Source organism: Edwardsiella anguillarum ET080813 (assembly GCF_000264765.2).
GTDB classification, from domain to species: Bacteria; Pseudomonadota; Gammaproteobacteria; order Enterobacterales; family Enterobacteriaceae; genus Edwardsiella; species Edwardsiella anguillarum.
Genome location: NZ_CP006664.1, coordinates 1624461 through 1638308, shown reverse-complemented (window position 1 = coordinate 1638308; position 13848 = coordinate 1624461). Strand labels below are relative to the sequence as shown.

Genomic DNA, 13848 nt, shown 5'->3' with positions numbered 1-13848 from the left:
CCCCTCTGGGACGCGTGCCGGACGGCGCGTCGTCGTAAACCGAGGTCTGCTACGCCCTGCGACCTTCGTTTTGACAATGCGCCTTTGACGCCGCATCGACGCTGGATACGGTGACGGGAGCACGGCTAAATGGATTGCGTGCGTAGGCCTGACGGCCTGCGCGGTTAGGGCGCCAATTTGAATGTGTGTGCCGCCGCAGGGCGGCCTGCATAACGGCAAGACGTACGCCTGGCTACTATTAAGGGGACAGACCATGTCATTTGAAGTATTTGAGAAACTGGAAGCGAAAGTTCAGCAGGCGATTGACACCATTACCCTGTTGCAGATGGAAATCGAAGAGCTGAAAGAGAAAAACAATCAGCTTAATCAAGAGGTTCAGCAGGCCGCCAGCAACCGTGAAGGGCTGCTGCGTGAAAATGAGCAGCTGAAGCATGAGCAGGGGGCATGGCAGGAGCGCCTGCGCGCGCTGCTGGGAAAAATGGATGAGGTGAACTGATTGCCGTCGTTGCACGGTTCACTATAATAAAAGGCGCTCGATGAGCGCCTTTTGACCCTCGGGAAGCGTGTCGCTTCTTATTCGATATCCAGCGGCTCTTCCGCCAGAATAATGCCGGTGTTATCGGCATACAGATGATCGCCGGAGAAGAAGGTGACGCCGCCAAAGTTGACGCGGATATCGCTCTCTCCGATGCCTTCGCTGTCGGCGCCGGCGGGAATGGCGGCCATGGCCTGAATGCCGATGTCCAGTTCCTCCAGGTCATCAACCTGACGCACCGCGCCATAGATCACGATGCCCTCCCATTCATTTTGCACCGCCAGACGCCCCAGTTCGGCGTTAACCAGCGCCCGACGCACCGAGCCGCCGCCGTCGATGACCAAAACGCGTCCCCGGCCATTCTCCTCCAGCAGATCGTAGAGCAGGCCGTTGTCTTCAAAGCATTTGACCGTGGTAATCTGGCCGCCAAAGGAGGAACGCCCGCCAAAATTGGAGAACAGCGGTTCCACAACATTCACCTCTTCATGGTAAATGTCGCACAGTTCGGAAGTATCGTATTTCATGGGTCCACGTCCGGTTGCCGCAGGGATTATCAGTATATCCCTTTAATGCGGCTGTTTGCAAAAGCAGCAGTATCACCCGCGCGCGACGCGGGTGATACTGCTGCGGAGGGGATTAGCTCAGAACGGTGCCGATGGCGAAGAGCAGATTGGTCAACAGGGCGCTTTTCACCATGTTTTCCAGCATGGGGCGCATGGCCTCCGGCGAGCGCTGGTGCAGGACGTAGCTGGCGTGGCGGTACAGCATGGGAACGGCCAGTACGAACAGCCAGCCCGCCAGACTATGCAGATCCAGCAGGGCAAACAGCGCCAGACACAGCACTGCGCCGCCCAGCAGGGCTACGTGATAGTAGCGGGCGTTGCGCGGCCCCAGGCGTACTGCCAGGGTGTTTTTGCCGTTGCGGGCATCGTTTTCGATATCTCGCAGGTTATTGATATTCAGCACCGCCGCCGCCAACAGGCCGCAGGCCGTTGCCGGTAGCATCACCACGCTGTTAAAGGAGCCCGCCTGTAGATAATAGGTGCCGGCAACGCTCAGCCAGCCAAAGAAGATCAGCACCGAAATATCGCCCAGACCGATATATCCATAGGGGCGGGTGCCGACGGTGTAGGTGATGGCGGCGATGATGGCCATCAGACCGAGCAGCAAGAACCCGATGATATCCTGAGGTTTTTGGCAGGCGACGGCGATCAGCGCGCCGCCGGAGACGATGGTCAGCAGCACGGTGATGATCAGGGCCCGCTTCATCTGCGCCTGGGTGATCACGCCTTTTTGCATACCGCGCAGCGGCCCAATGCGCTCCGGGGTATCGCTGCCCTTGACGGCATCGCCGTAGTCGTTGGCCAGATTGGAGAGGATCTGCAGCAGCGCCGCCGTCAGCAGCGCGAGCAGAGCGATGCCGAGATTAAAGGTTTGCTGCCAGGCGGCGATGGCCGAGCCGGTCACTATCGACGCCAGCGCCAGCGGCAGCGTACGCAGACGCAGGCTTTCCAGCCAGGCTCGAGGCCGGCTGATCGGGGTTAATGAAGTCATTATATGGTTTCAGTCACTAGGGGCATGTGACCCTCAGCGAGGCGCTGAGCGGCCCGTTGCCGGGTTATCTCATGTGTTTATCTTAACAAACCGTTAGCTGTCTGTTGCCTCAACCAGTGGCAATAAAAAGGGGGAAGGCAGACGCCTTCCCCCTGGCAAAGACCGAAAAGGACGGTTTCTACGGGTGATTATAGAATAAACCGGCTCAGATCTTCATCTGCTACCAGCTCATCGAGGTGATTACGTACGTAATCGGCATCGATGGCGATCGCCGTGCCGTGCATTTCGCTGGCGTCAAAGGAGATCTCCTCCATCAGACGCTCCATCACCGTGTGCAGACGACGGGCGCCGATGTTTTCCGCGCTCTCATTCACCTGCCAGGCGGCTTCGGCGATGCGGCGGATACCGTCGGCGCTGAAGCTGATGTTAACGCCCTCGGTCGCCATCAGCGCCTGATACTGCTCGGTCAGCGAAGCGCTTGGCTCCGTCAGAATGCGTTCGAAGTCTTCGGTGGTCAGCGCCTGCAGCTCAACGCGGATAGGCAGACGGCCCTGCAGCTCCGGGATCAGATCGGCGGGGCTGGAGACCTGGAACGCGCCGGAGGCGATGAACAGAATATGGTCGGTCTTGACCATGCCGTGCTTGGTATTGACGGTACAGCCTTCGATCAGCGGCAGCAGATCGCGCTGTACCCCTTCACGGGAGACGTCCGGGCCGGAGCTTTCGCCGCGCTTACAGATCTTGTCGATTTCGTCGATGAAGACGATTCCGTTTTGCTCTACGGCGTCGATAGCCTGCTGTTTCAGCTCTTCCGGGTTGACCAGCTTGGCGGCCTCTTCTTCGATCAGCTGTTTGAAGGCATCCTTGATTTTCACCTTGCGCGGCTTGGTTTTCTGACCGCCCAGGTTTTGGAACATGGACTGTAGCTGGTTGGTCATCTCCTCCATTCCCGGAGGGGCCATGATCTCGACGCCCATCGGGGAGGCCGCCAGCTCGATTTCAATCTCTTTATCATCCAGCTCGCCTTCGCGCAGCTTTTTGCGGAAGGTCTGACGCGCCGGGGAGCTTTCATTGGTTTGTTCGGTCTGTCCCCAGTTGTTCTTGGCCGGGGGGATCAGGGCGTCGAGGATCCGCTCTTCCGCCATCTCCTCTGCGCGGTAGCGGTTTTTCTCGATGGACTGCGCCCGGATCATTTTCATCGCGGAGTCGGTCAGATCGCGGATGATGGAGTCCACTTCTTTACCGACATAGCCGACTTCGGTGAACTTGGTCGCTTCGACCTTGATGAACGGCGCGTTGGCCAGCTTTGCCAGACGGCGGGCGATTTCGGTCTTACCGACGCCGGTTGGACCGATCATTAGAATATTTTTGGGGGTGACTTCGTGGCGCAGCGCCTCGCCCAGCTGCATACGGCGCCAGCGGTTGCGCAGCGCGATCGCGACGGCGCGTTTAGCCGAGTGTTGGCCAATGATGTAACTGTCGAGTTCGCTGACAATTTCGCGTGGGGTCATTTCAGACATGATATACAGTCCTTACGCTTTGGAGTCTAATTCTTCAATGGTGTGGAACTGGTTGGTGTAAATGCAGATATCACCTGCAATTCCCAGCGCCTTTTCTACGATATCGCGGGCACCCAGCTCGGTGTTTTCCAACAGCGCGCGCGCCGCTGCCTGGGCATAGGGGCCGCCGGAGCCAATGGCGATCAGATCGTTTTCCGGTTGTACTACGTCGCCGTTGCCGGTGATGATCAGCGACGCGTTTTCATCGGCGACGGCCAGCAGCGCCTCTAGCTTGCGCAGCATACGGTCGGTACGCCAGTCTTTGGCCAGCTCAACCGCCGCTTTAACCAGGTGGCCCTGATGCAGCTCTAACTTGCGCTCAAACAGCTCAAACAGGGTAAAGGCGTCGGCGGTGCCGCCGGCGAATCCAGCGATGACGCGGTCGTTATACAGGCGGCGGACCTTACGGACGTTGCCCTTCATTACGGTGTTGCCCAGCGTGGCCTGACCATCCCCACCGATCACTACTTTGCCGTTACGGCGAACGCTAACTATTGTTGTCATGAACAGACCCCCGTGGCTATAAAGTAATCCTCCCGTCGCGCGGGACGGGAGGCATTACCCGATTACATGGGGGAGATTTCGCGGATTTCAACCCCCGGCGGCGAGGGTGATGCAGCCGGACATGCCGTTTCCTTTCAGGCGGCCGATCATTTTGTCCGCCGCGGGGCGGCTGGCATAGGGACCAAGCAGGACGCGGTGCCAGCCACCTCCGCTGGTGATGCGGCTTTCAATCCCGCCAAAGGCCAGCTGGGCCCGTACAGATTCGGCCTGATCCGTGTTGCGGAAGGAGCCGCACTGGATCAGCCATTTCTGGCCGGATGCTTTCTCCGCGGGTTTCTCCACCGGTTTTTCCCGGGCGGTCTGTACCGGTGCCGGCGCGGCGCTGGTCACCGGCGCGCTGCGCTCTTTTTCTCGCTCCCGACTGACGGGCGGCGGGGTTGGCGCCTGGCTGGGGCGCGCGCTGGTCTGGGACTGGGAGAATGGGTTGCGTGGCGCCGGCGCCGGCTGACGCGCTGGCTCCTGATAGGCCGGCTGCGACGCGGGCGTTTGCTGGGCATAACGCTGCTCCGGCAGGCGGCTGTTGTGCGGCGTTACGGTCGGCGGCGTCTGGTCGTTATAGGGCACCTCCGATAGCTGGGTCGGTGCCTGGCGCATGTCGGCCTGCATCTGCTCCAGCAGCTGGCGCTGCTCATCCGTCAGCTGCGGCTGTCCCTGCAGCGTGGCCCCGCCGCTGGGTTCAGTCGGTGTCGTGACGCCAACCTGGCGATTTTCCAGCTCTTTAATATAGCGCCAGCGCTCTTCCGGTTTGGGCGGAAGACCATTTTTAGGGTGCTGCGATGCTACCGGCAACAGCGTATCGCCGTCCGGTTTATGCTGGGTCAGAAAATAGAGGCCACCGGCAAAGGTTGCCAGCACGGCCAGGGCAAGCACCATCATGGTTCTGGATACGCCGGAACCCGAACGCCGCTTTTTACCCCGGCTGTTGCTTTTGCGTTTGGCGCCCGAAGCGCGCCCACGGCTCACATAGTCTCTTTGTGCCACTGTCGTTTCGCTACAACTGAATAGTCAATATCAGGACGCCATGTTACTGAACTCAGATTCAATTCACTAGCGTTTCGGAACAGCCGTACTGCCGCGGATGATGAGCTCGCTGTCCAGCAGGCGCGAACCGCTGACCGTGCGATGGTGATGCAGCTGCTCCAGCAGTAGCAGCATGGCTTCTCGGCCAATCTGATAGCGGGGCTGCGCCACGGTCGTCAGCGGTGGATCGGCGTACTGCGCCAGTCGGATATCATCGAAGCCGATGATAGATAGCTCTTCCGGCACCTTGATCCCCAGTCGCTTTGCCTGCGACAGTGCACCTATCGCCATCACATCGCTGTGACAAAACAGCGCGGTGGGCGGCTGCGGCAGCGCCATCAGCTGCGCCAGCGCCTTAGCGCCGGCCTCGAAGGTAAAGTCGCCATGCGCCACGTAGCCCGTTTCGCTGAGGCCGCAGCGGCGTAGCGCCTGGATATACCCCTGCAGGCGGTATTGGCTCAGCGGCATGTGCTCTGGGCCGGCGAGGCAGCCTATCCGCTGGTGGCCCAGATCGTGCAGATAGAGCACGGCCTTGAAGGCGGCGGTCAAGTTGTCGATATGCACCGTTGGCAGCTCCAGCTCCGGCGCAAACTCATTGGCCATCACCATGGGCGGTAGATTACGCTGCTCTTCCTTACTGGCGTCGAAGGGAATGTTGGACCCCAGCAGCAGCATGCCGTCGATCTGCTTGGTGACGATCAGATTAACGAAGGTTTTTTCCTGCTGCATCTGCTGGGCGCAGTCGCCGAGTAGAACCAGATAGCCGTGCTCGGCGGCGGTGCGTTCGATCCCCTGGATCACTTCGGCGAAAAACGGATCGCAGATATCCGGGACGATCACCAGGATAGTGCGTGACTCGCCGCGCTTGTTGCTGCGGGCCAGCGTATGGGGAGCATATCCGACGGCCAACACCGCCTGTTCGACCTTTTGGCGGGTGGCGGCCGACACCTTCTCTGGATTCATCAGCGCTCGCGATACCGTTGCGGTTGATACGCCGGCATACTCCGCCACATCTTTCATGGTGGCGTTTATTTGCTTCTCTTCCAACGCGTTTCTCCTTGCGTCAGTCCATGCTGGCGCGATGATATGACTTCCCGATCATTATCCCGCGGCGAAGGTAACGATTGCGCCAGCGATAGTTCTGTTCTCTCCGAAGGCAGCCTCGTCCGCCGCCGACACCGGCCGCCGTCAATGGATGGCCGGTGAGTATATGATCACATATTAAACGGAACAGCGGGGGTGATAGTTACTTAATTTGCAGGGAAAGTGTGATGTGAATAGATTTTTTCGATCCCGATCGCACTTCATTTCCACGCCGACGCCCTTAGCTGTCGGTGGGATCGACGTCTAACGACCATTTCACCTTCTTATAGGCCGGCAGCGCGCTGACCTGCGGTAGAACCTCCTGCAACAAGCGCTGCAGTTTGGCGCGCGACGGATGCTGAGCCAGTAGCTGCCAGCGGTAGCGGCCGCCGCGCTTGGGCTGCAGCGCCGGAACCGGGCCAAGCAGCCACAGCGACGCGTCGCACAGCGGGCTGGCTTCTAGCCGTGCGCGCAGCTGTCGCAGAAAGTCGCCGGCGTGCCGGTTGTCGTGATCGTCGGCGCGCAGCATGACATGGTGGGTGAACGGGGGTAGAAATACGCTCTGACGCTCCTGCAGCGCCTGACGGGCAAAGGCGTCATAGCCCTGATGTAGTAGCGTCTGCAGCAGGGGATGGTCGGGGTGGTGCGTCTGCAATAGCACCTCGCCGCGTTTGCCGGCGCGTCCGGCGCGCCCGGCCACCTGGGTATATAGCTGGGCGAAGCGTTCGGCGGCGTGAAAATCGGCGGAGAACAACGCGCCGTCGACGTCCAGCAAGGCCACCAGCGTGACATTGGGAAAATGATGCCCCTTGGCCAGCATCTGGGTGCCGATCAGGATGCGCGGCCCTCCCTGATGGACCTCCGCCAGCTGTTGCTCCAGCGCTCCTTTGCGGCTGGTGGTATCGCGATCGATACGGGTCAGTGGGATCGTGGGGAACAGATCGGCCAGCTCATGCTCCAGCTGTTCGGTCCCCAGCCCGACCGGCACCAGATGGGTGGAGCCGCACTGCGGGCACTGGTGCGGAACCGGTCGCTGGCTGTCGCAGTGGTGACAGCGCAGGCTTCGCTGGCCCTGATGCAGGGTATAGAAGTGATCGCAGCGCGGACATTCGGCTATCCAGCCGCACTCATGGCACAGCAGCGCCGGGGCGTAGCCGCGGCGGTTAAGGAACAGGATCACCTGGTTTCCGGCGTCGGTGTGACGGCGGATACGCTCGATCAGCGGCGGCGCCAGCCCGGCCTTGAGGGGCAGCCCCTTGAGATCCACCAGATGTTGTGCGGCGGGTTTGGCATTACCGGCGCGCTGGGTCAGACACAGCCGCCGGTACTTGCCGACGTCGACGTTATGCAGGGTCTCCAGCGCCGGGGTCGCAGAGCCGAGCACGATAGGGATATCCTCGAGGCGGGCGCGCAGCACCGCCAGATCGCGGGCGTGATAGCGCCACCCCTCCTGCTGTTTGTAAGAGCCATCGTGCTCTTCATCGATAATGATGCCACCCAGGCGGGCGAACGGCGTAAACAGGGCTGAACGGGTGCCGATAACGATCGCGCTTTCGCCGTCGCGGGCGCGTAGCCAGGCCGCCAGCCGCTCGCCGTCGTTCAGTCCGGAGTGCAGCACATCGACCGGCACGGAGAAACGCTGGCGGAAGCGGGCGATGGTCTGCGGTGTCAGGCCGATTTCCGGGACCAGAACCAGCGCCTGACGCCCGCGGGCGAGCAGGTTTTCGATGACGCTCAGGTAGACTTCGGTCTTGCCTGAGCCGGTCACGCCGGCCAGCAGCCAGGGGCTAAAATGGTCATCGTCGGCGCGTATGGCGCCCACGGCGGTGGCCTGTTCTGCGTTCAGCGTCAGGCGCTCGGCGCAGAGGGAAAGGTCGCTGCGCCAGTCGCCGGGGGCGATCGCCTCACTCTCCAGCGCGATCAGGCCCTTACTCTTCAGCGCCTGTAGCGCGGCCGCGCTGAGATCGAACTCCTCCGCCTGATGGCGGTAGATCGCGTGGCGCTGCAGCAGCGCTAGCGCCTGCTGCTGCTTGGGTGCCCGTTTCAGGGAGAGGGGATCGGTTTGCTGCCCGAGAGACGTTAGGCTCCAGCGCCACAGGGGCGTATGGCTGGCCGTCTTTCCCTGGCGCAGCAGCATCGGCAGGGCATGAAACAGCACCTCGCCGATGGGGTGATGGTAATAGTCGGCGGCCCAGCGCAGCAGGCGCCACTGGCTGTCGCTGAACAGCGGCTGTGTATCCAGCAGGTGATTGATGTGCTTTAGGTTTTCCAGCGGAAGCTCACTCTGCTCGCCGATCGCCACCACGATGCCAATCATCTCACGGCGGCCAAAGGGCACGCTGACCCGGCAGCCCGGCAGGGCCGGCATGTCGGAGGGCAACAGGTAGTCAAAGGTGCGGGCCAGGGGTACGGGCAGCGCTACGTGGGCTACGGACATCGCTTTTTCCTGCGGCTTAACGGCGTTACAGTGTACACCGGATAGCGTCTGGATCGATGTAGGTGATTGCGTTAGGCGGCTATTTTCTGTATGATTCGCCGCCTTTGATATAATTTTGTATCAAACCCGATTTTATCAACCACGCGTGGTGTCTGGCGGAAAAGGGCCGGATAGCGACGCGGCCTTAACAGAGGTTTTCCCCATGAAAGAAGGTATCCATCCGAACTACGTTGCCATCACTGCAACCTGCTCTTGCGGCAACGTTATCAAGACCCACTCTACCGTTGGTCACGATCTGAGCCTGGACGTGTGCGACAAATGCCACCCGTTCTACACCGGTAAGCAGCGTGACGTCGCTACCGGCGGCCGCGTTGATCGCTTCAACAAGCGCTTCAACATGGTGGGTTCCAAGTAATTTGGAACCGACGAAAAAGGCACCCTCGGGTGCCTTTTTTATTGCCTGAACAACGCCGCGGTTCGCTCATGCCAAGGCAACGCCCAGGGTGAATGCATCCGGACGCTGCGCGTATCAGTATTCCCAGGTTTCCGGATCGATCCCCAGCTGGCGCATCATTTCTTTGGCCGCCTCCGGGATTTCATTGCTGCGATCTTTGCGCAGATCGTCGTCATCCGGCAGCGGTTGACCGGTAAACGCGTGCAGAAAGGCCTCACACAGCAGTTCGCTATTCGTCGCGTGACGCAGGTTATTTACCTGGCGGCGGGTGCGCTCGTCCGTGAGTATTTTTAATACTTTCAGCGGAATGGATACCGTAATCTTTTTAACCTGCTCACTCTTTTTGCCGTGCTCAGCGTAAGGGCTAATATATTCACCGTTCCATTCTGCAGCCATGAGGAGATACCTTCACAAATAATTATTCCGAGACAACGGGCTATTATGCCTGATTGTATCCCGTATCCCTAACACAATGGCGGGATCAGCGTGGATGATCACGTTTGCCGCGCTGGTATCCAGGGAGGCGATAACCACAAACAGACTGTGCCAATTTTAGCGGTTAATCCTATCTACCTCAATCCATACGCAAAGACTTTTAGATGGCTAGATGTATTGACGTCTATTTTTGCAGCGGTTACGCTCTATCCATTGTTGGCGCTATTTCAGGGAGGGCAATCAGGTGCGCTATCAACCGGCAACTCAGGCAGTGCGCTGTGGGCTGAACGACGATGAGCAGTATGGCAGCGTGGTTCCACCCATCCATCTTTCCACCACCTACAACTTTACTGATTTTAATCAGCCGCGCACGCACGACTATGCCCGGCGCGGAAATCCCACGCGTGACGTGGCCGAGCGGGCGCTGGCGGAGCTGGAAGGGGGGGCCGGTGCGGTGGTGACCGCCAGCGGAATGGGCGCGATCCATCTGATGTGTACGGCGCTGCTCTCCCCCGGCGATCTGCTGCTGGCGCCGCACGACTGCTATGGCGGCAGCTATCGCCTGCTCGACAGCCTGGCGCGCCGGGGGGCTTTCCGAGTGGTATTCGTCGATCAGGGCGATGCGCAGGCGCTGGTCCGGGCGATGGCGCTGCGTCCGAAGCTGGTACTGGTTGAGACGCCGAGCAATCCGCTGCTGCGGGTGGTGGATATCGCCGCGATCTGCGCCGCCGCGCAGCGAGTGGGCGCCCTGACGGCGGTGGATAATACGTTCCTCAGTCCGGCGCTGCAGCAGCCGCTGGCGCTGGGCGCCGATCTGGTGCTGCACTCCTGTACCAAGTACCTGAACGGCCACTCCGACGTGGTGGCCGGGGCGGTGATCGCCAAAACGGCGGCGATGGCGCAGGAGCTGGCCTGGTGGGGAAATAATATCGGGGTGACCGGCGCGCCTTTTGACTGCTATCTGCTGCTGAGGGGGCTACGCACGCTGGCGCCGCGTATCGCGCTGCAGCAGGCCAATGCACTGCGTATCCTCGACTGGCTACGGGCGCAGCCGCAGGTCGCGCGGCTGTATCATCCGTCGCTGTCGACGCACCCCGGTCACGCCATTGCCGCCCGCCAGCAGCGGGGCTTTGGCGCCATGCTCAGTTTTGAGTTAGAGGGAGATGAGTCCCATCTACGGCGTTTCCTAAAATCCCTGCAACTGTTTACACTGGCAGAGTCTCTGGGGGGGGTGGAGAGCCTGATCTCCCATGCCGCCACCATGACCCACGCCGGCATGGCGCCGGAAGCGCGCAGAGCGGCAGGCATTAGCGACAGTCTGCTGCGTATTTCCGTGGGTATTGAGGACGGTGATGATTTAATCGCTGATCTGGAACAGGCATTTCAGGCAGCAGCAACGAGGTAAGCGATGAGTGCACAAGCGGTAACGGGGCAGCAGCAGGCAGAGCGCCAGCTGCATAAGTTCGGCGGCAGTAGCCTGGCAGATGTAAAGTGTTATTTGCGCGTCGCGGGGATCATGGCGGAATACAGCCGCCCCGGCGACATGATGGTCGTGTCGGCGGCGGGCAGCACCACTAATCAGCTGATCAGCTGGCTCAAGCTCAGCCAGAGCGATCGCATCTCTGCCCATCAGGTACAGCAAGCCCTGCGCCGTTACCAGAGCGAGCTGATTGCTGGCTTGCTGCCGCCGGATATGGCGGAGCCGCTACAGACGCACTTTGTTCGGGATCTTGAGCGCCTGGCGGCGCTGCTGGATGGCGAGATCGATGAGGCGGCCTATGCCGAGGTGGTGGGCCACGGTGAGATTTGGTCCGCCCGGCTGATGGCGGCGGTGCTGCAGACGCAGGGCATGGAGTCAGCGTGGCTGGATGCGCGGGATTTCCTGCGCGCCGAGCGCGCCGCTCAGCCGCAGGTGGATGAAGGGCGCTCCTATCCGCTGCTGCTGCAGCTGCTGGCCCAGCATTCTAATAAGCGCCTGGTGGTCACCGGCTTTATCAGCCGCAGCGGCGTGGGTGAAACGGTCTTGCTTGGCCGTAACGGTTCTGACTATTCGGCGACGCAGATCGGCGCCTTGGCCGGCGTGCGGCGCGTGACTATCTGGAGCGATGTCGCCGGGGTCTACAGCGCCGATCCGCGTAAGGTGAAGGATGCCTGTCTGCTGCCGCTGCTGCGTCTGGATGAGGCCAGCGAGCTGGCGCGTCTGGCTGCGCCGGTGCTGCACGCCCGCACGCTGCAGCCAGTGTCCGCTAGCGATATCGATCTGCAGCTGCGCTGCAGCTATCAGCCGCAGCAGGGGTCGACCCGCATCGAGCGGGTGCTGGCCAGCGGCAACGGCGCCAAGATTGTCACCAGCCATGATGATGTCTGCCTGATTGAGCTGCACGTTCCCGCCGGTCATGAGTTCAGCCACGTACACCAAGAGGTGGCGCGTATTCTGACGCGCAGCCAGCTGCGCCCGCTGGCCAGCGGGATCCATCGCGATCGCGGATTGATCCAGCTGTGCTACACCGCGGAGGTGGTCGGCAGCGTATTTAAGCTGCTGGAGGAGTCGGCGATTCCGGGCCTGCTACAGCTGCGCGACGGCTTGGCGTTGGTGGCGATGGTCGGTGCCGGTGTCTGCCGCAATCCACTGCATGCCCACCGTTTTTATCAGCAGCTTAAGGAGCAGCCGGTCGAATTTATCTGGCAGTCGGAGGAGAGCATCAGCCTGGTGGCAGTGCTGCGCTGCGGCCCGACGGAGGCGCTGGTGCAGGGGCTGCACAGCTCGCTGTTCCGGGCAGAAAAGCGCGTCGGCCTGATCCTGTTTGGTAAGGGCAACATCGGTTCTCGCTGGCTGGAGCTATTCGCGCGCGAGCAGGGCAACCTGTCGGCGCGCAGCGGTTTCGAGTTTATTCTGGCCGGGGTGGTCGACAGCAATCGCAGCCTGCTGAGCTATGAGGGGCTGGACGCCAGCCGTGCGCTGGCCTTCTTCGACGATGAGGCGCAGGCGCTGGATGAAGAGTCGCTGTTCCTGTGGATGCGGGCTCACCCCTATGATGATTTGGTGGTGCTCGATGTGACGGCCAGTCCCTCGCTGGCCCAGCAGTACCGGGATTTTGCCAGCTACGGTTTCCACGTGGTTAGCGCCAACAAGCTGGCCGGCGCCGCCGACGGCCATGAATACCGCCAGATCCGCGACGCATTTGAGAAAACCGGGCGCCACTGGCTGTATAACGCGACCGTGGGCGCCGGGCTGCCGGTTAACTACACCGTGCGCGATCTGCGCGACAGCGGCGATACGATTCTGTCCATCAGCGGCATTTTCTCCGGCACCCTCTCCTGGCTGTTTCTACAGTTTGACGGCTCGGTTCCCTTTAGTGCGCTGGTGGACCAGGCTTGGCAGCAGGGTCTGACAGAGCCCGATCCGCGGGTGGATCTTTCCGGTCAGGACGTGATGCGCAAGCTGGTGATCCTGGCACGCGAGGCGGGATATGACATTGAGCCTGCCCAGGTCCGGGTCGAGTCCCTGGTGCCGGCCGGCGGCGAGCAGGGCTCTATCGATCACTTTTTTGAGAACGGCGAAGCGCTGGACGAGCAGATGCTGCAGCGTCTGGAGGCGGCCAATGAGATGGGGCTGGTGCTGCGCTACGTGGCACGCTTTGACGCCAACGGTAAGGCGCGCGTCGGCGTTGAGGCCGTGCGCCCGGAGCACCCGCTGGCGTCGCTGTTGCCGTGCGACAACGTGTTCGCGATCGAAAGCCGCTGGTATCGTGATAACCCGCTGGTGATCCGCGGCCCCGGCGCGGGGCGCGATGTTACCGCCGGCGCCATCCAGTCGGATCTTAACCGTCTGGCGCGTCTGCTTTAGCGTAATGTCCGCCCGGCGTGCCGGGCGGGGATTTCTCCTTGCGCCCGGCCCCCGGTTGTGGGGTATACTCCCGCCGCATCGATTGGAAGATCATCGTCCCCGGTGGGGCGGCCGGACTTCAAATCCGGTTGGGGCCGCCAGCGGTCCCGGGCAGGTTCGACTCCTGTGATCTTCCGCCAATCAGCCTCTTCTGAACTCTCCCGAGCGCAACAAAATTCCTTTTAATCCTTTATGGCGTTGTTGAATAAATCAGATTTTGGATAAGCAGCCTTGCAGATGGTGGCTATTGTCAGGCAAGACGCACGCTTTCTGGCATTCCTACCTTCGTTATTTTAGCACCATGTCCATAGCCTCCGCGCC

At 61.0% G+C, this 13848-nt stretch carries 12 protein-coding genes and 1 tRNA gene; 5 read left to right on the top strand and 8 right to left on the bottom strand.

Going from position 1 to position 13848, the window contains the following annotated elements:
- Nucleotides 1-253 precede the first annotated feature (253 nt).
- Nucleotides 254-496, top strand: a complete 243-nt coding sequence (zapB, locus tag ETEE_RS07345) for a cell division protein ZapB (RefSeq protein WP_015462513.1) — start codon at nucleotides 254-256, stop codon at nucleotides 494-496.
- Nucleotides 497-573: 77 nt separating this feature from the next.
- Here zapB and rraA read toward each other — a convergent pair whose 3' ends face one another.
- The 7 genes from rraA to priA form a co-directional block, all read right to left on the bottom strand.
- Nucleotides 574-1059, bottom strand: coding sequence for a ribonuclease E activity regulator RraA (gene rraA / locus ETEE_RS07340; protein WP_034164048.1), 486 nt, complete (start codon nucleotides 1057-1059; stop codon nucleotides 574-576).
- A gap of 112 nt (nucleotides 1060-1171) precedes the next feature.
- Nucleotides 1172-2089 (bottom strand): 1,4-dihydroxy-2-naphthoate polyprenyltransferase, encoded by a 918-nt coding sequence (locus ETEE_RS07335; RefSeq protein ID WP_034164047.1) that lies wholly within the window; start codon nucleotides 2087-2089, stop codon nucleotides 1172-1174.
- 188 nt (nucleotides 2090-2277) lie between these two features.
- On the bottom strand, nucleotides 2278-3609 hold the full coding sequence (hslU, locus tag ETEE_RS07330) for an HslU--HslV peptidase ATPase subunit (RefSeq protein ID WP_034164045.1): 1332 nt from the start codon (nucleotides 3607-3609) through the stop codon (nucleotides 2278-2280).
- A 12-nt stretch (nucleotides 3610-3621) separates the two neighbouring features.
- Nucleotides 3622-4152 carry an ATP-dependent protease subunit HslV gene (hslV, locus tag ETEE_RS07325; RefSeq protein ID WP_005290933.1) on the bottom strand — a complete coding sequence of 177 codons (531 nt, stop codon included), beginning with the start codon at nucleotides 4150-4152 and terminating at the stop codon, nucleotides 3622-3624.
- 87 nt (nucleotides 4153-4239) lie between these two features.
- Entirely contained in the window at nucleotides 4240-5193 is a 954-nt protein-coding gene (gene ftsN, locus ETEE_RS07320) for a cell division protein FtsN (protein ID WP_071844103.1), read from the bottom strand.
- A gap of 66 nt (nucleotides 5194-5259) precedes the next feature.
- Complete coding sequence (gene cytR, locus ETEE_RS07315) at nucleotides 5260-6279, bottom strand: DNA-binding transcriptional regulator CytR (protein WP_034164042.1); 1020 nt, start codon at nucleotides 6277-6279, stop codon at nucleotides 5260-5262.
- Nucleotides 6280-6556: 277 nt separating this feature from the next.
- Nucleotides 6557-8752 (bottom strand): primosomal protein N', encoded by a 2196-nt coding sequence (gene priA / locus ETEE_RS07310; protein WP_034164041.1) that lies wholly within the window; start codon nucleotides 8750-8752, stop codon nucleotides 6557-6559.
- 202 nt (nucleotides 8753-8954) lie between these two features.
- Here priA and rpmE point away from each other — a divergent pair, with 202 nt between their 5' ends.
- On the top strand, nucleotides 8955-9167 hold the full coding sequence (gene rpmE, locus ETEE_RS07305; protein ID WP_012850227.1) for a 50S ribosomal protein L31: 213 nt from the start codon (nucleotides 8955-8957) through the stop codon (nucleotides 9165-9167).
- Between the two features lie 114 nt (nucleotides 9168-9281).
- Here rpmE and metJ read toward each other — a convergent pair whose 3' ends face one another.
- Nucleotides 9282-9602, bottom strand: coding sequence for a met regulon transcriptional regulator MetJ (metJ, locus tag ETEE_RS07300; protein ID WP_012850226.1), 321 nt, complete (start codon nucleotides 9600-9602; stop codon nucleotides 9282-9284).
- Between the two features lie 283 nt (nucleotides 9603-9885).
- Here metJ and metB point away from each other — a divergent pair, with 283 nt between their 5' ends.
- The 3 genes from metB to ETEE_RS07285 all read left to right on the top strand — a co-directional run bounded on the left by metB (nucleotide 9886) and on the right by ETEE_RS07285 (nucleotide 13667).
- Nucleotides 9886-11046: a cystathionine gamma-synthase gene (metB, locus tag ETEE_RS07295; protein WP_034164039.1), complete on the top strand. Its 1161-nt coding sequence runs from the start codon at nucleotides 9886-9888 to the stop codon at nucleotides 11044-11046.
- 3 nt (nucleotides 11047-11049) lie between these two features.
- Nucleotides 11050-13488, top strand: coding sequence for a bifunctional aspartate kinase/homoserine dehydrogenase II (locus ETEE_RS07290; protein WP_034164038.1), 2439 nt, complete (start codon nucleotides 11050-11052; stop codon nucleotides 13486-13488).
- Nucleotides 13489-13572: 84 nt separating this feature from the next.
- Nucleotides 13573-13667, top strand: a tRNA-Sec gene (locus ETEE_RS07285).
- Nucleotides 13668-13848 lie beyond the last annotated feature (181 nt).

What these genes read in the sequence shown, in the direction of transcription:
- zapB (WP_015462513.1), top strand. Translation starts at nt 254, where the DNA reads ATGTCATTTGAAGTATTTGAGAAACTGGAAGCGAAAGTTCAGCAGGCG.
- rraA (WP_034164048.1), bottom strand. Translation starts at nt 1,059, where the DNA reads ATGAAATACGATACTTCCGAACTGTGCGACATTTACCATGAAGAGGTG.
- ETEE_RS07335 (WP_034164047.1), bottom strand. Translation starts at nt 2,089, where the DNA reads ATGACTTCATTAACCCCGATCAGCCGGCCTCGAGCCTGGCTGGAAAGC.
- hslU (WP_034164045.1), bottom strand. Translation starts at nt 3,609, where the DNA reads ATGTCTGAAATGACCCCACGCGAAATTGTCAGCGAACTCGACAGTTAC.
- hslV (WP_005290933.1), bottom strand. Translation starts at nt 4,152, where the DNA reads ATGACAACAATAGTTAGCGTTCGCCGTAACGGCAAAGTAGTGATCGGT.
- priA (WP_034164041.1), bottom strand. Translation starts at nt 8,752, where the DNA reads ATGTCCGTAGCCCACGTAGCGCTGCCCGTACCCCTGGCCCGCACCTTT.
- rpmE (WP_012850227.1), top strand. Translation starts at nt 8,955, where the DNA reads ATGAAAGAAGGTATCCATCCGAACTACGTTGCCATCACTGCAACCTGC.
- metJ (WP_012850226.1), bottom strand. Translation starts at nt 9,602, where the DNA reads ATGGCTGCAGAATGGAACGGTGAATATATTAGCCCTTACGCTGAGCAC.
- ETEE_RS07290 (WP_034164038.1), top strand. Translation starts at nt 11,050, where the DNA reads ATGAGTGCACAAGCGGTAACGGGGCAGCAGCAGGCAGAGCGCCAGCTG.